This is a genomic window from Streptomyces sp. NRRL F-5122 (genome assembly GCF_001507435.1).
Lineage (GTDB): Bacteria > Actinomycetota > Actinomycetes > Streptomycetales > Streptomycetaceae > Streptomyces > Streptomyces lannensis.
This window is the reverse complement of the sequence record NZ_LMWH01000278.1, coordinates 88,793-108,208: the sequence shown is the minus strand read 5'-3', so window position 1 is coordinate 108,208 and position 19,416 is coordinate 88,793. Positions and strand designations below refer to the sequence as shown.

Genomic DNA, 19,416 nt, shown 5'->3' with positions numbered 1-19,416 from the left:
GACGGGAGTCGCGTTGCCGATGTGGCACGCGCCCCGCGTGGCGGCCGGTGTGGTGCACCCCTCCGCCCGTGCCGCAGCCGCGACTTCCGCCGCTGCGGCACGGACGCGATGCCCGTCGGGCCGTCGCGCGTCAGACGGACTGCAGCAACGCGCGGAGTTGCGTGGTGTCGATGATGTGGGCCCGGGACGGGAACACCTTCTCGACCAGCACGCGGTGGATATCGGGGTCGGGGTCGGCCACACCGTCGGACAGGACGAAGACGCGATAGTCGCGGTCGGCCGCGTCGATCAGCGTGGACAGGACGACGCCGCTGGTGCTGATCCCGGCGAGCACCAGGGTGTTGATGTCCCGGTCGGCGAGCTGTCGGTGGAGGTCCGTGGTGGACCCCGAGCCGTAGCGGATCTTGCGAACGACGATGTCGCCGTCCTCCGGTGCGATCCGCTCGTCGATGTGGGTGGCAGGGTCCTCGTGGTGCATCATCTTCGCCGCAGCGACGCCTGAGAAGGTCTTGTTGGTCTCGGGGACCGCGGTCCAGTCGTCCTCGGTGAAGCCGACGCGGACGTAGCCGACGGTGCCACCGGCGGTGCGGACGTCGGAGATGGCGCCCTTGACCCGCTCGACGAGGGCGTCCGAGTCGGGGGCGAGAGGGACGATCCCGTTCTGGAAGTCCATGGCGAGCAGGGCGGTTCGCGCGGGGGTGATGCCGGGAAGTGCGGGGGTGCTCACGAGCAGGTTCTCCTTGATGGGTTTCTCAGTGGTGCTGGAGGTGCTGGTCGGTCGGTTCGTGGCGCGGTTCATCGAGTGCTGGTCGAGGACAAACGGCGGTCGAGGACGGTCAGCAGCAGGACCGCGAAGCCCGCCGCGACCAGCACGACGCCGAGGATGTGCAGACCGTGGTCGCTCGCCCCGTCGCGGAAGACGATGCTGCCGATCACGGCCGAGGTGATGGTTCCGAGGTATCCGAACGTCCGGAACAGCCCGGAGGCGGTGCCGATCTGGTCGGGCGGTGCCGCGAGGTAGAGGGCGGTCTGGTTGCCGACCGTGGTGGTGGCGGACGTGATGCCGAAGACGAGGGAGACCAGCACGATCGTGATCACCGGGCTGTGCGAGGTGAGCAGCATGATGCCGGCCGACCCGATCAGCATGGTGATCGCCGAGGCGATCAGCGGGCCGCGCACCAGATTGCGGCTGGCGAGCGGTCGAGAGAGCAGTGCCGATACGGCTCCCATCGGCAGCAGCAGAAGTCCCGCCGTAACGGTGGACATCCCGTGGGCGGCCTCCATCCACTGGGTCATGCCGTACATCACGGAGTAGACGCCGAGCAGGGTGAGTGCCTGGCGCAGATAGGTGCGGGTGAGGGGGCCGTTGGCGGCGAGGCTGCGGAAGTCGAAGAACGGCGCGGGCCTGCGCAGTTCCCACACGACCGTCGGGGCCGCGACGAGTACGAAGGTGGCGAGCGCGATCCACTCGACCTGCGGAAGTCTCATCAGGAAGATGACCAGCGCGCTCATCGATCCTGCGAATCCGATGATGCCGAGCAGGTCGATCCGGTCGGCGACCTGACGAAGGCCGGTGCGCGCGTGGTCGCGCGCCGGATCCTTGGGCAGCCAGCGCACGCTCATCGTGAGGGCGATCGCGGTGACGGGGATGTTGATCAGAAACGCCCAGCGCCAACCCGCGGCCCCCACCAGCAGCCCGCCGATCGGCGGGCCGATGGCGGCGGTGGCCATCCCCGCGATCGCGATGCCGCCCAGCACCCCGCCCGGTGGAGCGTCGAGACCTGCCTCCGCGGCGCGGCGCCGGATCAGGACCATTGCGCAGGGGAAGGCGGCCGAAGTGCCGACGCCGACCAGGACCCGGGCGACGGTCAGCATCGCCAGGCTCTGGCCGAGGCCGCCGAAGACACCGCCGAGCAGCACGAGCACGATGCCGGAGAGAAAGATCCGGCGCGCGCCGAGTACTTCCGCCAACTTGCCGGCCGTTGGCTGTGCGACGGCGCTGGCCAGGTAGAGCGAGGAGACCAGCGCGGCGGTGCTGCCCACCGAGACGTGCAGATCGGCGGCGATGGGGACCAGCGCGGTCGCGATGATGGAGCTGTTGATCGGGTTGAGGCTTGAGCCCAGGTAGAGCGGGGTGGTGAACGTCCACGCGAAGGGCATGGGGGAGTGACCGCGCGCCTCTGTCTCGGCCTGGCTGGTGGCGGCCCTCATATGCCGCCGTCACTCAGGTCGGCCGCGGCGAGGCGTTCGAGCAACACGATGGCCTTCTCGAGGTCCTGGCGCTCCTCCACGGCGACCACTCGGTCGATGGCCCGTGTCAGGAAGGCGGCGCGCCCCGCGAGCAGGTTGTCGATCAGTTGGGTCGCGGTGGGGTCGGCGCTCATCAGCTTTCGGCGGCCGTCCTGCGGGTCCGGCTCGCTGTGGACCAGCCCTGCGGCCTTGAGCACCGCCAGACTCTGCGCGATGGATTGCGGGCTGACGTGCTCCAGCGCGGCGAGTCGGGCCGCGGTGACCGGGCCTTCCCGCACCACGCTCCCCAGCACCGCGAGCTGTGTGAGGGTCAGGCCGACCGAGTGCTGCCCGGATTCCGCGCGCAGTCGAGCGCGCAGCCGTTTCATCGCATCACTGAGCCGCTGCGCGGTCGCTGCGGACTGCTGCGGTCCTGGGTCCGTGGTCATGGCCCTCAGCCTAGATCTCGACAAGTAACTTTGCCAAGTTACTTGTCGAATTCCCGATTGCCCCACATTGGATCACGCGGCTTCGGGCGAGGCCAGGAGTTGTTGAGAGCGTGCGGTGAGCTGCGCCCTACCCATGGCGCGGCAAGGTGGTCGGCCGGCCATTCGAGGGCAGTGCGGAGTCCGTGACCCGGCAATCCATCAAATGCGTCGGACGACCAGCACGGCGAGATCGTCGGGGTGGTTCAACGCGACCGCGGCGTCGAGGACGAGATCAGCGGTTTCGTCGGCGCTCAGTCCGTCGTGAACGGCCTGGGCGGCCAGTGTTCCGGTGCGCTCCAGTCCGGCGTCCAGGGAGAGGTCAGGCCCTTCGACCACGCCGTCGGTGACCATGACCAGCGCGGTGTCCCTGTCGAGGGTGAAGGTCTCGTCCGGATAATCGGCGTTCGGCAGGATTCCCAGGACAGGACCGCCCGGTAGCGCGTGGATCTCGTGACTGCCGTCCTGGTGTGCGGCAAGCAGTGGCACATGGCCGGCGTTCGCCCCGGTGACCTGTCCGCTGTGGGGATCGATGTGCAGCATCGTGCAGCTGGCGAACCGGGGCGCGCCCATCGCGATGAGCAGTTGATTGGTGTGCGTGAGCACGCTCGAGGGGTCCGGCTCGTGCGCGGCGAGCGCTCGCATGGAGCTGCGTACCTGTCCCATGAAGGCTGCCGCGTCCACGTCGTGCCCTTGGGCGTCGCCGATCTCCACGGCGATCGCACCATCCGTCATGAGGAAGGCGTCGTACCAGTCACCGCCGATGTCGAGCCCGGCACGGCAGGGTCGGTAGCGGGCGGCGACCTCCAGGCCGGGCAGATGCTCGGGCAACTTCGGGAGCATGTGATCTTGAACTGCCGTGGCCAGCTCGAGCCGGGCCTGCTGCGATCTGATCCGCCCGAGCGCCTGGCCGGCGAGTTCGGCCAGCGTGATATGAAGGCTTTCTCGTCCGGCGACGGATGGTGGCCGCTGTCGTAGGTGACCACCCAGGCGCCGGGCGCCTGGTCACCGCCGAGGCCCAGGGGGCTGATCGACATGGCGACGTCGGGGCCGGGCCAGGCCAGCGGCGCAGCATCGCCGTTCGGCCAGCGGCTGAGAAGGTCCTCCTGGTTCCTGATGAACAGCGGCTCACCCGTGCGGATCACATGGGGCAGCGGACCCTGTTCGTCCAGCGAGCGGCAGTGCAGGGCGTCGACGTGCCAGGAAGGAAGCCCGGCATCCGAGGACACCGAGAGGTGCTCGTCGTCGACGAGCGCCAGTGCCGCGCCGGTGCCGGCGAAGGTCGCGGCGAGTCGTGTCAGGACCACCTGTCGCAGTTCCTGCTCGGTGGAAGCGGTGATGAGGGCCGAGGAGAATTCCGCGATCTCGTCGGCCCGGCGTCGCTGGGCCTCCACCGCCGCCACCATCTCCTGCCGGCGAGCCTCGTCACAGGTGTCGTCGCGGATCATTCCGAAGATCTGCTCGGGACCCTCGTATCCGAGTTGGATCCGACGGGTTTGGCAGGCAAGACGGTGCCAGTCACCCTGGTCGCCCTGAAACCGCAAGGTGGTCCAGGAACGCCGGTTGTTGTCCGAGTGCAGGAGCCGACGCAGGGAAGGCCGATCGTCGGTGTGGATGTGACGCACCAGCCAGGGCAGGGAAACCGAGCCCTCCGGGAACAGCGCGGCCACGGCGGGCGCGCCTCCCAGCCACTCGATCTGACGTACCTGCGGCAGGTACATGCACAGGCCGAGGCCGGCGGACCTCGCCGACAGTCGGAACGGATTAGCAGACTGCCGAGATCATTGCTCACGTTCAGTGAGTGCACCCAGACCAGCTGCTCGCCTCCGGCGGAGGTCACCGGCCGCGCTTCGATGAGAGCGACCACGGATGCTCGGCCCTGTCTGGGGAGCTCCAGCACCTGCATGGCCAGTCGATGCTTGCCGGCGTGCGCCACGATGCGCTCGACCACGTTGCGCTGGCTCTCGGGCAACAGCTCCCGTAGGTATCGGCCTGCACATTGTTCCGCCGACCTGTCGAGTGCCGTTGCCATCGCGCGGTTGAGTGAGCGGACGATGCCGTCCGGGTACAACAGAGCCGACGGCTCGGCCTTTCGAAGGAGTTCATTCGAAGCGTCCACCGCCGCTCCCTCGCGATCGTTGAGCGATCACCCGGCTACCCCGATGATCCCATCCCGGTCATTTCATCGCGCGGTCAGCCATGCCGCGTCATGGGTGACGCGAGCCCTCATTGTGGGCGCGATGAACACGGGCCACAGTCAGGCTGCGCCTTATCTCGATTCCTTCGCCTTCCAGTTGTGCTCGGTGGCCGCCCCTACGGCGGGTGTCGTGCCGTCGCGGTACGCCCGGCACCTCCAACGGCACAGGACGGGGTCCGGGTCACATCCGCTGGAGCACGATCGCGACCGGGCAGTACGCGTGGTGCAGCAGCCTGTGACTCACCCGGCCGAGGTGACACAGGTGGCCCTGTGCGCGCCGCGCCCCGATGACCACGAGGTCCGCAGCGGCCGAGCGCTTGAGCAGCACCGACTTGGCAGGTCCTTCCACCGTGCTGCGGCGCACCCTCACATTCCGGTGGTCCGTCATCGCATCGCCGAGCAGGACGTCGAGCAGGTCGGACGCCCACTGCTCGCCGTCGCGCACTGCCTCCCCGGCGGACATGGGGTGTTCGGCGGCCCCATGTGCCGGGCGGCGCCAAGTACGAACCACGTCGAGGACACATCCGCGTGCCTCGGCCTCGCGAAGTGCGAACCGCACCGCCTCGTTCCTCGCGCCGCCTTCTCCGGCACCGAGGAGGATGCGTCCATGCACGCCGGCCAGCCCTGCCTTGTCGCCGCGGACCACGATCACGGGACCGTGTGCACGCGAGGCGACGGCCAGGCTGACCGATCCCAGAAGCAGCCCTTCGAGCGCGGTGCGGCCGCGAGAGCCAGTGATCAGGACGTAGGCGTTGCTTCCTTCGCGCAGCAAGGCCGACGCAGCGTCTTCGGGCACCACGTCGGCGGACACCTTCACGTCGGGGTTCCGCCGCTGTGCGCGCTCTGCCGCCGTCTCGATGATGTTCTGCGCCATCACTTGCTCGGACGGGCGTTCAGGGCTGTCCGACGGCAGGACACCTTCGTAGCGTTCCCACAAGGAGGCGTGCACTATCCGGAGCGGCAGACCGTGCCGGGCCGCTTCGTCCGTTGCCCAGTCGACCGCCACGAGGCTCGAGTCCGATCCGTCGACCCCGACGACCAGGGGCAGCTCCGTCATCTCTCTCACCGCCTTTTCGCCGCGCTGGGGAGCCGTGGGCTCCCCAGCCCTGGGCGTCCTACCCGTGGGGAACGACGGCCAGCGGGCAGCCGACGTGATGAACCGCGGCATGAGTGACAGGACCGAGACGCGGGACCGTCGGCCGCTCTGCCATACGACGGCCCAGGACGAGCAGGCTCGCCGGGGAAGCGGCCCGGGCGAGGGCGGTCGCGGCCTTGCCCTCCACCACGGTCTCCACGACCTCCGTCTCGGGGTACTTGTCACGCCAGACCTGAAGGACGGCGGACAGGAATTCCTTCCATTCCTCACCCTGCTGGGGATTGTGCATCAGTGCGATGTCCCCGGGCCCGAGACTGATCGCGGAAGGTGCCTGCCATGCGTAGACGACATGCAGCCGGGCGTGCCGCTGCCCCGCCGCCTCGAACGCGAACTCGATCACCTCGTCGCAAGGATCCCGGAGGTCCATTCCCAGCACCACGTCTCGATAGCCGGTTTCGGTTGACGGCTTGCCGTCGTCCCCCGGAAAGTGTTCGTCCTCGGCCTCCTCATCCGCGCGTACGAGAACGACGGGACGCGTGGCATTGGCGACCGTGCCCATGGCGACGGAGCCCACGAGAAAGCCGGTGAAACCGCTCAGCCCGCGGGAGCCCAATACCAGCAGTTCGGCATGCTGGGCTGCCTTGACCAGGGCCTCGGTGGCCGGGCCCTCGAGTTGCTCGTCGGTGACCTGCACGCCGGGAACGGCGTGGCCGACGCGCTCCGACGCCTGCCGCAGGACGCGCCGCGCCAGCTGCCGCTGCGCGGCGTTCGCGCGCTCTGCGCCGTCCCTCTGGTGGAGATGCCAGTTCCAGGCATGCACCATGCGCAGAGGTCGCTCACGGCGTACCGCCTCGCGTGCGGCCCATTCGGCGGCGGCGAGACTCTCGGCCGATCCGTCCACTCCCACGATGACGGGCTCAACCATGGGGCTTACCTCCTGTCTGCCATGGCCAGCGTCTCGTCAGGAGCCTGAGGCGTGTATAGGCCGCACGGTCAGCCTCGGGTCCATTCGGCCCTGAGGTCGCCCCCCGGGACGGGAAGCGACCCCGGGCCTGCACGCGCCCCCGGTCAGGGACCTGAGCGTGTCGTGAGCCGGCACGGAATGTCGTAGAACGTGTGTCCTGATCGCTGCCTCATGCGATCGCTCGTTGTCGGACGCGGTCTGCGGTGGCGACGTCCATGGGCAGGGCGCTGTGAGCAGGTGCGCGTACTGGTGTGTAGTCCTGGAGACAGAGGCTGACGAGCGCCGTCGCAGGCGAAGGATCGGCGCGAATGCGTGGGACGAGCCGAGACCGCATGGTGGACGGGATGAGCCGGAGCCTATGATGCCGGCTTGCTGGTCCTCGCACGCCCCGGGCGCACCGGACCCCGTGGACAGGCGTGTGCGACGGGCCCGGGGGCCCGTCGCACCACGGCCGGTCAGTGCAGCCAGGAATGGTCCCGGACGACCGGAAGCCGGCACCAGACCCTGCCCAGCCCCCACGCCGCGCCCGCGCCGACAGCGGCCAGCACGATCAGCGCCGCGGCGTAGATCACGTGATAGTCGGCGAACGGATTGGACGACATGCTCGGCGCCCCGTCCGACAGGCGCTTGGCGGGCGGCCACTCCGCCAGCCACATGAGTGCCATCATCGCCGTACCGGCGCCGGCCGCGAGGCGCAGCGCCACTCCGGTCATGACGGCGACGCCGACGGCGAGCAGCCCCAGCATGAACAGCCAGTCCGCCCATGCATCACCGGCCCACGAGTGGAAGGTCGACTGCATCGGACCGGCGGCCACGGAGCTGAGGAAACCCTTCGTCGGCGAGCCGCCGTCGATCCATCCCTTGCCGGACGCGGTCGCGTAGCCGAGGCCGAAGGTCTTGTCCAGGAACGCCCACAGGAAGACGAACCCGGTGAGGATGCGCAGGGACGCGAGGGCGTAGGCCTGTGCCGTGTGCGTGTCGAGGTCTGCCGACACGGTGGATGCGGGCGCGGTCCGGTGCCGGCGGAAAGGCGGTACGTGGATTCCCGGGCTCCGCTGAGGGTCCTCGTGTACGGCCATGGTGATGATCCCTTCGGGGATTTGTGAGTCGCCGTTGTTCCGACATCCCCACTCTCGTCGGTTGCCGAGTACCGGACCGGATGCCGAAGGGCCGTACCCCTTGGGCTGAACGGCCCTTTGTGCGGGGCCTGTTGGGGCGGAGACCTGAGGACCGCCGACGGGCGAGCGCGTACGACGAGAGGATGTGGCGAGTTGCGAGCGCAGTCCAAGCGGAGTCGACACCCGGGCTCCGGCCACCGCCGCGTCACCAAATACCTCCGAGGACGCCCCGGCCTTCAGGGCGGGGAGGAATCGGAACCCCTGCGGAGCAGGGAAGGAAACGGGGTTTCGCCCCCAGGGCGAAAGACTGCCCACATGATCGGGTACGGTGTACGGGGTGCGTTGCGAGAACCAAGCGCGCACACCGTGCCGATCGAGAACCAAGACGGCACGCGCACCTTCGAGCTTTGCCGTACCAAACCGGGCTGGTCTCAACCCGACTGGTGTTGATCGTGTAAGAGCTGCTGGTCGCTGACCCGCAGCCAACGTGAGCCAGGAATCCTCCCACTTCAGCGGGGGGGGGGAGGATTCAAACGGTGATCCGACGCCCTGTGACACTGATGGGGTTTATGCGGATCCACATGTCCCGCTGTCCGCCCGGCCACGGTTCGCTGTAGGCCTGCTGTCGCACCAGCCCTACGCAGTCGGGGTCCGTCACAGTGCCGGCGGGTCCGGTGACGAGGACGCTCCAACCCTGGCTCAGCGCCGCGTCGATGTGGTCGACCTCGAAGGCCACTTGGCGGCCCACGGCCTGTGCCGGTACTGCTTGGGGGCTCGTCCTGTAGACGATGACCCCTTCGATCACGCTGTAGTTCACGGGGACGACCACCGGGCCGGTGCCGACGGGTATGGCGAGTCTGCCCACGCCGTGCGTGGAGAGCAGGTCCCAGCATGCTTGCGAGGGCAGTTCGGTGAACTTCGGATGCCGTCCTGCCTGACCGCGGCCGGGTGGTAGATCGATGTCGCCGCCGGTGAGGTCGCGGACGGTGGTCTGCAGGGCCCCCGCCAGCCTGAGGAGGGACGCAGGACCGGGGGTGACCGTGGGCTGTTCCTCCAGGTACTGGAGGTAGCTGGAGGACATTCCCGCCCGATCGGCTGTTTCCCCCTGGGACAAGCCGAGTTCCTGTCGCCGCTGTGTGATCCTGCGTCCGAGGTCGCCGGCAGGGTGCCCTGTAGCAGGGTGCGACGACGGCCGTGCGGCCATGATCGTCACCTCCTTCAGAGTTTGTGCAGCCGGTTGTCGGCCATGCCGTATTGTGACCGACTGTCGGGTTGCGGCCGGGAGTCGTCGAAGCGGTAGTCGAGTTGGTCGATCACGGCGACCACTCCGTCGATCTGCCGCGTCGTGGAGACCGCGATCTCCGTCTCGCTCCTACGAGGCAACCGGCCGGTCAGGGTGACCACCCCTTCGACCACGAAGACGTCTATGGCGGTGGGTGCCAGTCGCAGTGTGCGGAGCATCACCTCGTCGATCACCTCGTCGCGGATGTCCCCGTCGGGCCGCAGGAACACCTTGAGCAGATCTCGACGCGTGACGATGCCCACGAGGCGGTCCTCTTCGTCCAGCACCGGCAGCCGCTCCACGTCCTGCTCGGTCATGATGCGAGCCGCCTGGGCGATGGTCTCCTCGGCGTGCACCGTGATGGGCGGCATGCTCATGAGCTGCCCGGCGGTGAAGGCCCTGGACCTGGCGGGGCTTCTACGGGCCGAGGACATCGGTTTGCCGGCGGCGAGGGAGCGCTCCGGTTCGTCGGTGCCGAAAGGTTCCGACTGCCGCTTCACCAGGTCCGTCTCGGAAATGACGCCGATGACCTTCTCGTCCTCGTCCACGACCGGCAGACCACTGATCCGGCCGTCCGCGAGCAGCCGTGCGACTTCCTTGAACGGTGTGGAGTAGTCGGCACGGATGACATCGCTGGTCATGACGGAGCCGACCTTGTTGTGCTTCATGTCCCTTCCTTCTGCCAGTCGCCTCCATCCGATGTCCCCAGGACGGGGCGGACGCCGGACTGCGGCAGGTTGCTCGCTCTGCGGGGCGGGTACGCCAGCAGCCGTTCGAGGCCTTCCAGCCGGTGAGGGGATGCGCCGAGCCGATACCGGGCTGTGCCGGTCGGGACGCGGGCCAAGGCCACGACTATCACCGGATACGCGAGGTGCTTGCCGATGATCACGCCTGCTCGCGGCCGGAACGGCAGGCACGCGCACCGTGCAGCCGTGCGATCACGAACAGTTGCTCCGCCTCCATGGCGGGATACCGCATGTACCCCGCACCTGCTGGGCGTGCCGTCCGTCATCACGCACCTCTTCCAGCCTCTCGACACCTCGAGCGTCCATCGCATCGAAGGTGTTCACATGGGCCGTACGGGGATGACGTAGGGGGCCGGTCGGCCCCGGTACCTCCGCCCGCGAAAGGACGGGCCGGGCGTGGCGCCCGGTTCGGACGTGTCCGTCGGTCACATCCCCTGCTCGTGTTTCGGCGGGTTGTTCTGCGCCGGTCCCACGCGGTAGGGCCGCATCATGTCGTTGTCTTCATGTTCGAGCATGTGGCAGTGCCATACGAACTGGCCAGGCCGGTCGAACGTCGCCCTGAGCCTGGTGACTGCGCCGGGGTACGCGATGGCGGTGTCCTTGAATCCGCGCTCCCACGGCTCGGGGGGAGAAGAGGTCTTCTGAGTGAACGTGCGCCGGTCGACGATCTCGAATTGGACCTCGTGGATGTGGATCGGGTGAGCATCAACGGTGAAGTTGTGGATCTCCCAGATCTCGGTTTCTCCCAGCGCCGGATTTTCCGTCACAGGGTCGCTCCATCCCATGCGGACCGGCTTCCCGTGTACGTCGACGGTCCCGAGAAGCGCCCGTCGGGGGCCGATGTGCGGAAGCACGGTGGAACTCTCCTCATTGAGGGAGAGCCGGCGGACACGGTCCGCCGTGCCCAGAGGCATGAGGGACGGCAGGGTCAGTCGGGAGGGGGGCACGCTCGTGTCCGGCGAGGTTTGTGACTGGACGACGAACTTCAGCACCTGTCCGGTCGTGCCCGGCTTCGCGGGCGCGAAATCGACACCTGCTCTCCCGCCTTGGAACGTGGTGTCAGGGCCTTCGTTGATGAGGTACAAGGCGGCCCCAGTACGTACCGAGGCGAAGTCGACGATCACGTCGGCGCGCTCCGCGGGAGCGATGAGCAGCTGCTCGAGTTGCACGGGCGCGGGCAGGAAGCCCCCTTCGTTTCCCAGTTGCCAGAAGCTGAGGGCGGCGTCCGCCGGACGGTGGGCGGCAGGGTTGGCAACGACCTTCAGAATGAGGAACCGCGAATTGCACCCGTTGAGTACGCGCAGGCGGTAGCGGCGGGGTTCGACATCGAGGACCGGCCAGGTTCGGCCGTTGACGACGATCGTGTCACCGAAGAACTCGGGATTCCAGATCGGCGGGATATCACTGTCCGGCACATAGGGACCCTTGAACCCGTCGAAGGCGGCGCGTCCCGAAGGATAGAGAAGGCTCCCGTCCGCGTAGAAGGATCTGTCCTGGATCACGAGCGGGATCTCGTGACAGCTCCGCCCCGAAGGGTCTTGGGTGCGAGGGGCAGGTCCGGGCAGGACACCCTCGGGCAGATCCGCCGGTCCACCGCGCAGAAGGTAGAACCCGGCCAGCCCGGCATAGACGTTCAGGCGTGTCACACCAAGGGCGTGATCATGGAACCAGAGCGTTGCCGCACGCTCTTCGTTGGCGTACCGGAAGACGGCCTCTCCCGGGCCCCAGGCGACGTCGTAGGCGGCCTGGGCCTTCTGTTTGTACAGATCGTAGAACGATCCGACCCGGGCGTAGCCGGGGGAGATGTCGACAGCGTCCGGGAGGTACCAGGCTTCGGGGTATCCGTCGCTCTCCTCTGTGTTCCGGCCTCCGTGCAGATGCGTCACGAGCGGCACGGGGCCGGTGTAGGGACCCGGCGTCGACCGGAACGTCGGGTGCCCGTCCCGGCCCCATGTACCGCCCGGCGGATTGGCCCAGTGCAGTGTCGGGTCGACCGGCAGCAGATGGGGCAGATGCCGGCCCGAGCGATCGAGCAATTCGTTCTTCCACCGCACCTGCACGGGCCTGCCGACCCGGGCTTCCAAAGTCGACGCAGGGTAGTGGAACGTACCGGAGTCCTCCGTACAGCCGTATTCCCACACGGTCGTCGCCGGCAGGCCGGGGGGCAGCACCTGCTGCCGGAACTGACGGACACCGATGGAGTAGTGGTCGATGCCGTCCGCCGAGCCGCGGTCGGACTGTGGCATGACCGGAGGGATGACAAGTGGTACGCGGTACTTCTCGATGCCCTCGGGATCGAGGGCGGTTCGCCCCGTCGGCGACGACAGCCGTGTCGGGCCGAACCCGGCACCGGAGGGAAGCAGAGCGAACGCGCCTCCGGTGACGGCGGCCTGGATGACTCGACGCCTCGTGACCACGCCTGTTCTCCGTTCGCTCTGCCGGGACCGAAGGCAGCCCGCGTCGCACCCGAAGATTGGCACAAGCCGCGGCGTCGGGCCGCGCAGCTACTCCAGACAGGTCAATCAGTACCGTCGAAGGGAGACACCGTGCGATGTGTCCGCCTCTCGAGGCGAGACTGAGCCGGCGGCCGTGGAACTGGCTTGAACGAGGCGGACCACGAGGAGCCGGTACGGGCGCTTGACCGCCTGCCCGGGCACTGGGCGGAGTACGGCCGCTCCCCGGACTCCTTGGGGACTAACGCGTGGCCACGTCCACCGTGTCATCCCGGTCGAAGTCGAGCCGGTTGACGACATCGACCACGCCGTCGACCTCCTCGCACAACCGCACGGCCACGGGAAGCAGACTCTTGCGCTCCACCCTGCCGCTCAGCGTGACTCTCCCGTCGGCGACGTCGACGGTGAGCGACGAGGGCGGCAGACCGAGCGTCCCGACGATGACGTCCTCCAGAATCTCCTCCTTGATCGCGCGATCCTGGCGGAGGAACAACTGCAGCAAGTCGCTACGGCTGATCACACCGATCAAGTGGCCGTCTTCGTCCACCACGGGAAGGCGTTTGACCTTGCTTCCTTCCATCGTGCGTGCGGCACGGACGACGTCCCACTCCGGCTTCGCGACGACGGCGGGGCTGGTCATCAACGCACCGGCGGTGATGCCGACGCCCACCGACGTCTGCTTGCGCAGCAGGTCCGCTTCGGACACCACCCCGACGGGCCGACCGAAGTCGTCGACCACGGGGACGGCGGTGATGTCGTACTCGTCGAGCAGGCGTGCGATCTCCTTGAAGGTCGTGCCCGGCCGCACGCTCACGGCGCTGGGGGTCATCAAATCACCCACACTGCGGTGCCCCATCGCTCGGCGTCCCCTATCTGTGCGTCCGCGGAATGGTCTTGTTGCCTGAGCCGGGTGGCTGTGTGAGGGCCTCGGCGATTCCCGCGACGGAGGGTGCCGGGCGGCTTTCGCACCCGCATGGTCCCAGCGCACGGCTTCCTCCGACGAGCCGGATGTCACCTTGCTCGACCAGTGCACCGTACGGCAGGACTACGGCGCACGCTCGCGTTTGTCGGGACCATGGTGTTCCTCTCGCAGCACCGCCAGTCGGCGCCGGTACTCTTCCTCGTCGATCTCTCCGCGAGCGAACCGCTCAGCGAGCACCCGCTCGGGCGGCAACCGTCCCGGAGTGTTGTGCGGCCGCCCGGAGCCGCGGTTCATTGTGCGAACCAAGAACACGATGAGCAGGATCAGCAGCATCCAGAACAGGATCGCGCTGACCGACGCGACGAACCAACCCCATCCATTCATGCCCCGGTGGTTCCAGTAATACATCGCGAGTCACTTCCCGGTACACCAGGTCCGTACGGACAAGATGACGCCGGCTTGCGGTCGACGTGTGGCCCACGCGCTGAGGTGCGGCACTCTGCCGCAGGTCCCAGTGTGGTGACACGGTCGTGGCCGAGGGCAGAGGCCGAACGTCCCCGAGCGGGACCGACCGACCCAGCGGGGCCGTGATGGCCGGGGACGTGAGGCACCGCATCGCCTTTCACCCACTTGTCGCAGGCCAGGTACTGCGCATGCCGGACGTCGGGGGACGGTCCTTGTGAGACCGAACGGCCCGCCGTCCGGGCCCGCGGGTGCGCACGGCGTGGACTCCGCGACGGTCGGTCCCGCGGGCGGATGACGGATGACGCCGCTCTGCCGCCCGTCACCGGTCTTTGGGCGTTCCTCCTGGCGCTCGCCCTGTACGTGCCGTTCGATACGCGCCTGGAGACGTGGGTCCACTTGGTCTCGGAAGGGTCCGGGTGGCCCTACCGCGGGAGTGCCTTCCGCTCGCAGCCTGAACACGTGGCGACCTTCTCCTCCGTCGTGCGGGTGGTACGGCGAACGAGACGATCCCACCGTCTGCCATGGCCGGGAGATGGGCCGCCCGACTCGGAAGGGAGGCTCCGGTGACCGCACTCACTCTGGACACGCCCGCCGTCACCGCATTCGTCGAGGACGCCACGGCGGCCCCGTCCCTGCACAACGCGCAGCCCTGGACGTTCCGGTTCCATCGTGACAGTGGCACCCTGCGGCTGTACGCCGACCTTGACCGCGCACTGCCGAAGACGGATCCGGACAACCGCGGCCTGTATCTGGGCTGTGGAGCCGCACTGTTCAATCTGCGTGTCGCCGCGGTGGCGGCAGGCAGGGAACCCGCCGTGCGGCTCTTGCCGGACGATGCCGACCCGCTGCTCCTGGCCGAGGTGGACCTCACCGGCAGCGCGTCCCCGGACGACCCACTCGCCCTGCTGCAGCCGGTGATCCGCCGACGTCACACCAGCCGCCGGCCCTTCCTCGAGGAGGACATACCGGAGTTCCTGCGGGACGGACTGTGCCTGTCGGCCCACCTCGAAGGAACCCGTCTGGTCTTCCCCGACGCCTGGCACACGGAATCGGTACTGAATCTTGTGCACGATGCCGAATGCCGCGAGGCACGGGCCCCCGAAGTACGCGGTGAGACGGCGCAGTGGGTCCGAACGGAGCCCTCGGGTGCAAGCTCGCCTGCGGACGGGATTCCGGCGGAAGCGCTCGGCCCCGGACAGTGGGGAGTGAGTTCTCCCGTACGTGACCTCACCGGCGGCCGTACGGTGGCAGGCCGCGGCTGGGCCCCCTTCGAAAGGCGACCTCACATCGCCCTGCTCGGCACGGCCCAGGACCACCCGGTGGACTGGCTACGGGCGGGGCAGGCACTGGAGCGGGTGTGGCTCCAGGCCACCGTGGACGGCCTCGTCGTCTCTTTGACCTCCCAGCCCCTGGAATGGCCCGAACTCCGGTGGGCTGTACGCGATCCCACGTCGGCCATGGCGCATGTGCAGATGGTGCTCCGCCTCGGATACGGCCCGGAGGGGCAGCCCACGCCCCGACGGCCGGTGGCCGAGGTGCTCGACATCTTCTGAAAGGGCGACTGCCGACGTCGTCGGCAAAGCCCTCGGGGCGGGGCCTGCGCAGAGGGCGTCGAACCCACCGTCGCGAACCGAGCGTGATCACGCTCCGCACCTGGCGAACATGCGGGAGGACATGACCTCGGCGCAGGCAGACCCGGTGCGGAGCGCGCACGGCTGGACACCTCATGACGGGCATGGGTTACGCCCGGCCACCACGACTACTTCCTCCCGCCCGAGCCGGAAGAAGTCGACCGGGGTTAACGCTGCCCCACAGCGAGCCCCGCCGTGCCGCCCGGTGCGGAGACCTCCAGACGCGGGCGGTGCCTCGGCAGGACCAGCATCGAGCCGGCGCCCACTACTGCAAGGGCGGTCATCACGACGAAGCCGCTGGAGAAGCTGCCCGTGGAGCTGACGATGAAGCCCATGACGGACGGCGCGACGATGCCGGAGAGCGCGAACGCCGCGTCGGCGAAGCCTGCCGCGACGCCGGGCTGCGCAGGCATCGCGTCGATGGCCGCGACCCACCAGATGCCCCCGGTGACGAAGCCGAGACCGACCCCGATGGAGATGAAGGTGACCGACACCGTGAGGGACGGTGCGACGATGATCGGGATGAGTGCGGCGCCGGAGAGCAGCAGCGCCACGCCCATGATGGTGAGGCGGGTGCGGGGGTTGCCGGTGCGGGCGAACACCTGGTCGGTGAGCACGCCCCCGAGGAGTGCGCCGGCCACGCCGGCCGCCCAGGGCGCAACGGTGAACAGCCCGACCGCGCTGATGCTGAGGTCGTACTGCGAGGACAGGTACTCGGGCAGCCAGTACATGAAGCCCCAGAACATGAACCCCCAGGCGAAGTAGCCTACGGCTATGACCCACAGGTTCCGGTTGGTGAGGACGGGCCGCCAGTGGACGCTGCCACTGGAGGAGCGTTCTTCCTCGAGTTGGCCCGCCGCGATGTGCGCGCGCTCGGCGGCCGAGACCTTGTGGTGCTCGTCGGGGGTGTTCTTCAACAGGGCCCAGGCGGTGGCGAACCAGAGTGCGCCGAGGGCGGCGAGGACCCAGAACATTCCGCGCCAGCCCAGTCCGTCGATCAGCTGTGTGACGAGCGGCCCGCCGATCAGCAGGGATCCGGCCACGGCGACTCCGCCGACCATCGCGAGCGCGATGCCGCGTTCCTTCTGCGGCAGCCAGCGGCTGACCGTCCGGGTCGCCGCGGGGAAGCCCGGGCCCTCACCCGCGCCGAGGATCACCCGCGCCATGAACAGGCCGATGAACGAGCCCGAGACGGGGGTCACCGCCGTGACCACCGACCAGATGGCCACTCCCACCAGCAGGATGCGCCGGGCGCCGTAGCGGTCGACGAGCGGGCCGGCGAGAAAGGCGAAAACCATGTAGCCGATCGAGAAGGCGCTGCTGATCAGTCCGTACTGGGACTTGCTGATGCCGAACGCCTTGGTGAGCGGGTCGACCGCGTAGCTGATGGCGCTGCGGTCGATGTAGTTGATGACGATGAGGGCGACGATCAGTCCGAGTGTCAGCCACCGGACGTTGGAACGCGAGGAACTCATGGGTTCACCTCGGTGGAGTGGAGGAGTCTGCGGTGCGTCAGGCGCCGGTCACCGCCGACAGCGCGCGGGTCAGGCGCGTGGTGTCCGGGGCTGCGGCGATGTTCCATACCTCGTCGGCCAGGTCCCGCACGGCCTGTTCCGCTCCCGCGCCGCGGGCGTTGGCGAGGAACTTGGCGGTGAGTTCGGTGGCGTCGAGAGGGTTCTGCGGGCTCCCCCTGTTCACCATGACCCGCTCGGTCACGGTGGTCCCGTCGTCGAGTTCCGCGGTGAGCACGGCGGGGAACTGGTGCGGAAAGACGGCGGTGCACTCCTCGTCCGCGACGCAGGTCACGCGGGCGGCGAGGGCGAGGCGAGCGGGGTCCGCCGCCGCCTCGTCGGTGAAGTCCTCGTGGAACACACCGAGTCCATGGCCCGGTTCCCCGGGCCGGGCGAGCAGTCCTGCGGCCACCGTGTAGGGACCGCTGAACGCCGCGTGGTAGCCGGAACGCGGATGGGCCTTCTCGGCCGCCGGTTCGGCGATGGTGCGCAGCACGGGTGCGGGCACCCCGAGCGTCAGCCGCATGATGCGGTCGGGTTCGACCCCCCGGGCGCGCAGCCTCATGGCCGCGTCCACGCCCGCGTGAGTGAAGTGGTTGCAGGGGTAGGGTTTGATGAACAGCCGGGACAGTTCCCAGTGTTCACCGAGGCCCTCGGTCGTGGCGGCGACGACGGTCTTCGCGTCGAAGCGGTCGCCGCAGAACGCCTGGAAGAAACCGAAACGGCCCTCCAGGACGGTGGGCGGGCCGGTCAGGCCGAGGCGTGCCATGTCGGCGGCGACGACACCGGCGTGGGCGGCCCAGCCGCAGTGCACGCGTTTGACGGTCCCTCCGGTGCGGTTGGCCTCGATGATGCCGGAGCCCATGCTGGCGGCGATGCCGATCGCGGAGCAGATCCCGTCGGCGTCCAGGCCGCGCAGCACGGCGGCGGCGGAGGCCGCGCCGATCGCCCCGCAGATCGCGGTCGCGTGCAGACCACGGTCGAAGAACACCGAGTTGCCGAGTTCGGCGTCGTACTGCGCCATCCCGAGCCGGCAGGTGATCTCGATGCCGACGGCCGCCGCGGTCAGCAGTTGTGCACCGCCGGCGCCGACCGCCTCGGCGGTGGCGAGGGCGGCGGGCAGTACCGAAGCCGACGGGTGCAGGACGGACGGCAGATGGGTGTCGTCGAAGTCGAGGCTGTGCGCGAGGGTGCCGTTGACCAGCGCCGCCGACGGGGCCGGCAGCGGGTCCGGTGAGCCGATCACGGTGGCGGCGGGGGAGCCGCCCCATTCCTCGACGAGTTCCCTGACGGCGGCGCCCGGCCGCTGCGACAGGGCTGCGAGGCTGTTGCCGAGCAGGTCGAGGAGATGGCCGGTGACCTTGTCGCGCAGGTCCGGGCCGAGTCCTGCGTCCCGTGTCGCGACGGCGAACGCCGCGAGCTGCTGGGCGGCGGTGGGCGTGGTGGACGCGTCGGTCATCAGGCCACCACCGCGAGGGGGCGGATCGGGGAGCCGGTGCCGCCGACGATCCTGAGCGGGGCGACGATGAACAGGAACTCGTGTACGCCGGTGGCGGCGAGGTCCTCGAGCGCCAGGTGCTCCATGATGTAGATGCCGCGGTCGACCAGGAGCAGCCGGTGCACCGGCAGGACGCTGTGGCCCGCACCCGGTGGGATCTGCTCACAGGCCGTCGTGTCGCAGCCGACCGCCCGCACCCCGCGCTCGGCGAGCCATTCGCCCGCCTCCTCCGTGATGCCGGGGACGCCGGATTCCTTGCCCAGATAGGCGACCGGGTCGTCGAAGTGCCGGGCCCAGCCGGTGCGGACGACGGCGACATCGCCCTCGCGCGGCTCGGCTCCGCCGAGTTCCGCCGCCTTGCTCAGGTCGGCCGCGGTCACTCCATAGCCGCCGGGGAGGGTGCCGGTGCCGAGTGCCGCGGCCACGTCGAGCAGCACGCCACGGGTCACCAGGGCTGGGGTGTGCTCGGCGCCGTGCTGCGAGAACGAGCCGCCGGTTTGCGCTTGGGCCGCGTCGACCCCGCCGTGCAGCAGCCCGTTGTGGCTGACGTGGGAGAGTGCGTCGATGTGGGTGCCGACATGACCGCCGGTGATGATCACCTCGTTGGCCGCGGAGCCCCCGTCGGGGCGGACCATGTCGCCGTGGCGGCGGGCCAACGTCATACGGAACCCGGGGTGGTTGGGCGAGCAGGGCATGCCGGTGAACAGCGGCTGGCCCAGCTCGACGATGCGGGGATCGGTCGGCAGTGCGGCGAGCAACGGGTTGGTGGTGTGCTGGACTAGGGTCATGACCTGCCTTGCCTGGGGGAGTGGGGGTAGG

Annotated in this window: 17 protein-coding genes and 1 pseudogene; 1 reads left to right on the top strand and 17 read right to left on the bottom strand. The window is 68.9% G+C overall.

The genetic code is table 11. From position 1 onward, the window contains the following. Positions 1-130: 130 nt before the first annotated feature. From ADL25_RS38790 to ADL25_RS38725, 14 genes and pseudogenes are all read right to left on the bottom strand, one after another. Positions 131-727, bottom strand: a complete 597-nt coding sequence (locus ADL25_RS38790; RefSeq protein WP_059132742.1) for a cysteine hydrolase family protein — start codon at positions 725-727, stop codon at positions 131-133. A 68-nt stretch (positions 728-795) separates the two neighbouring features. Beyond that, positions 796-2,211 (bottom strand): MFS transporter, encoded by a 1,416-nt coding sequence (locus tag ADL25_RS38785; protein ID WP_059132614.1) that lies wholly within the window; start codon positions 2,209-2,211, stop codon positions 796-798. Continuing rightward, complete coding sequence (locus ADL25_RS38780) at positions 2,208-2,678, bottom strand: MarR family winged helix-turn-helix transcriptional regulator (RefSeq protein ID WP_059132613.1); 471 nt, start codon at positions 2,676-2,678, stop codon at positions 2,208-2,210. Before ADL25_RS38780 ends, ADL25_RS38785 begins: the two co-directional genes overlap by 4 nt. Before the next feature lie 198 nt (positions 2,679-2,876). Next, a complete protein-coding gene (locus ADL25_RS38775) occupies positions 2,877-3,545 on the bottom strand; it encodes a PP2C family protein-serine/threonine phosphatase (protein WP_234381217.1) in 669 nt (222 codons plus the stop codon). Continuing rightward, entirely contained in the window at positions 3,446-4,435 is a 990-nt protein-coding gene (locus ADL25_RS49430; protein WP_234381216.1) for a hypothetical protein, read from the bottom strand. Before ADL25_RS49430 ends, ADL25_RS38775 begins: the two co-directional genes overlap by 100 nt. A gap of 80 nt (positions 4,436-4,515) precedes the next feature. Next, positions 4,516-4,833 (bottom strand): annotated as a pseudogene (locus ADL25_RS52455) (PAS domain-containing protein); the annotation flags it as partial. 259 nt (positions 4,834-5,092) lie between these two features. Further along, a complete protein-coding gene (locus tag ADL25_RS38765; protein ID WP_059132610.1) occupies positions 5,093-5,968 on the bottom strand; it encodes a universal stress protein in 876 nt (291 codons plus the stop codon). Positions 5,969-6,026: 58 nt separating this feature from the next. Next, positions 6,027-6,932: a universal stress protein gene (locus tag ADL25_RS38760; protein WP_059132609.1), complete on the bottom strand. Its 906-nt coding sequence runs from the start codon at positions 6,930-6,932 to the stop codon at positions 6,027-6,029. A 494-nt stretch (positions 6,933-7,426) separates the two neighbouring features. Continuing rightward, positions 7,427-8,050: a DoxX family membrane protein gene (locus tag ADL25_RS38755; protein WP_059132608.1), complete on the bottom strand. Its 624-nt coding sequence runs from the start codon at positions 8,048-8,050 to the stop codon at positions 7,427-7,429. Positions 8,051-8,618: 568 nt separating this feature from the next. Further along, entirely contained in the window at positions 8,619-9,293 is a 675-nt protein-coding gene (locus ADL25_RS38750) for a helix-turn-helix domain-containing protein (RefSeq protein WP_107116827.1), read from the bottom strand. A 14-nt stretch (positions 9,294-9,307) separates the two neighbouring features. Next, the gene (locus ADL25_RS38745; protein WP_059132606.1) at positions 9,308-10,039 is read right to left on the bottom strand and encodes a CBS domain-containing protein; all 732 of its coding nucleotides are present in this window, start codon (positions 10,037-10,039) and stop codon (positions 9,308-9,310) included. 503 nt (positions 10,040-10,542) lie between these two features. Next, positions 10,543-12,534, bottom strand: a complete 1,992-nt coding sequence (locus tag ADL25_RS38735; RefSeq protein WP_059132604.1) for a multicopper oxidase family protein — start codon at positions 12,532-12,534, stop codon at positions 10,543-10,545. A 277-nt stretch (positions 12,535-12,811) separates the two neighbouring features. Further along, the gene (locus ADL25_RS38730) at positions 12,812-13,426 is read right to left on the bottom strand and encodes a CBS domain-containing protein (RefSeq protein WP_059132603.1); all 615 of its coding nucleotides are present in this window, start codon (positions 13,424-13,426) and stop codon (positions 12,812-12,814) included. A gap of 189 nt (positions 13,427-13,615) precedes the next feature. After that, a complete protein-coding gene (locus ADL25_RS38725) occupies positions 13,616-13,900 on the bottom strand; it encodes an SHOCT domain-containing protein (protein ID WP_059132602.1) in 285 nt (94 codons plus the stop codon). A 620-nt stretch (positions 13,901-14,520) separates the two neighbouring features. On the opposite strand from ADL25_RS38725, the gene ADL25_RS38720 reads away from it, so the two are divergent. Further along, positions 14,521-15,510 (top strand): Acg family FMN-binding oxidoreductase, encoded by a 990-nt coding sequence (locus ADL25_RS38720; RefSeq protein ID WP_059132601.1) that lies wholly within the window; start codon positions 14,521-14,523, stop codon positions 15,508-15,510. 245 nt (positions 15,511-15,755) lie between these two features. Here ADL25_RS38720 and ADL25_RS38715 read toward each other — a convergent pair whose 3' ends face one another. The 3 genes from ADL25_RS38715 to ADL25_RS38705 are packed head-to-tail and all read right to left on the bottom strand — an operon-like array spanning position 15,756 to position 19,385. Continuing rightward, on the bottom strand, positions 15,756-17,063 hold the full coding sequence (locus ADL25_RS38715; protein WP_059132600.1) for an MFS transporter: 1,308 nt from the start codon (positions 17,061-17,063) through the stop codon (positions 15,756-15,758). Positions 17,064-17,100: 37 nt separating this feature from the next. Then, the gene (locus tag ADL25_RS38710) at positions 17,101-18,558 is read right to left on the bottom strand and encodes an MmgE/PrpD family protein (RefSeq protein ID WP_059132599.1); all 1,458 of its coding nucleotides are present in this window, start codon (positions 18,556-18,558) and stop codon (positions 17,101-17,103) included. Next, positions 18,558-19,385 (bottom strand): cyclase family protein, encoded by an 828-nt coding sequence (locus ADL25_RS38705; RefSeq protein WP_059132598.1) that lies wholly within the window; start codon positions 19,383-19,385, stop codon positions 18,558-18,560. The genes ADL25_RS38710 and ADL25_RS38705 overlap by 1 nt, the downstream gene beginning before the upstream one ends. Positions 19,386-19,416: the final 31 nt, after the last annotated feature.

What these genes read in the sequence shown, in the direction of transcription:
- ADL25_RS38780 (WP_059132613.1), bottom strand. Translation starts at nt 2,678, where the DNA reads ATGACCACGGACCCAGGACCGCAGCAGTCCGCAGCGACCGCGCAGCGG.
- ADL25_RS38705 (WP_059132598.1), bottom strand. Translation starts at nt 19,385, where the DNA reads ATGACCCTAGTCCAGCACACCACCAACCCGTTGCTCGCCGCACTGCCG.
- ADL25_RS38765 (WP_059132610.1), bottom strand. Translation starts at nt 5,968, where the DNA reads ATGACGGAGCTGCCCCTGGTCGTCGGGGTCGACGGATCGGACTCGAGC.
- ADL25_RS38760 (WP_059132609.1), bottom strand. Translation starts at nt 6,932, where the DNA reads ATGGTTGAGCCCGTCATCGTGGGAGTGGACGGATCGGCCGAGAGTCTC.
- ADL25_RS38715 (WP_059132600.1), bottom strand. Translation starts at nt 17,063, where the DNA reads ATGAGTTCCTCGCGTTCCAACGTCCGGTGGCTGACACTCGGACTGATC.
- ADL25_RS38725 (WP_059132602.1), bottom strand. Translation starts at nt 13,900, where the DNA reads ATGTATTACTGGAACCACCGGGGCATGAATGGATGGGGTTGGTTCGTC.
- ADL25_RS38750 (WP_107116827.1), bottom strand. Translation starts at nt 9,293, where the DNA reads ATGGCCGCACGGCCGTCGTCGCACCCTGCTACAGGGCACCCTGCCGGC.
- ADL25_RS38755 (WP_059132608.1), bottom strand. Translation starts at nt 8,050, where the DNA reads ATGGCCGTACACGAGGACCCTCAGCGGAGCCCGGGAATCCACGTACCG.
- ADL25_RS38710 (WP_059132599.1), bottom strand. Translation starts at nt 18,558, where the DNA reads ATGACCGACGCGTCCACCACGCCCACCGCCGCCCAGCAGCTCGCGGCG.
- ADL25_RS38730 (WP_059132603.1), bottom strand. Translation starts at nt 13,426, where the DNA reads ATGGGGCACCGCAGTGTGGGTGATTTGATGACCCCCAGCGCCGTGAGC.
- ADL25_RS49430 (WP_234381216.1), bottom strand. Translation starts at nt 4,435, where the DNA reads ATGTACCTGCCGCAGGTACGTCAGATCGAGTGGCTGGGAGGCGCGCCC.
- ADL25_RS38785 (WP_059132614.1), bottom strand. Translation starts at nt 2,211, where the DNA reads ATGAGGGCCGCCACCAGCCAGGCCGAGACAGAGGCGCGCGGTCACTCC.
- ADL25_RS38745 (WP_059132606.1), bottom strand. Translation starts at nt 10,039, where the DNA reads ATGAAGCACAACAAGGTCGGCTCCGTCATGACCAGCGATGTCATCCGT.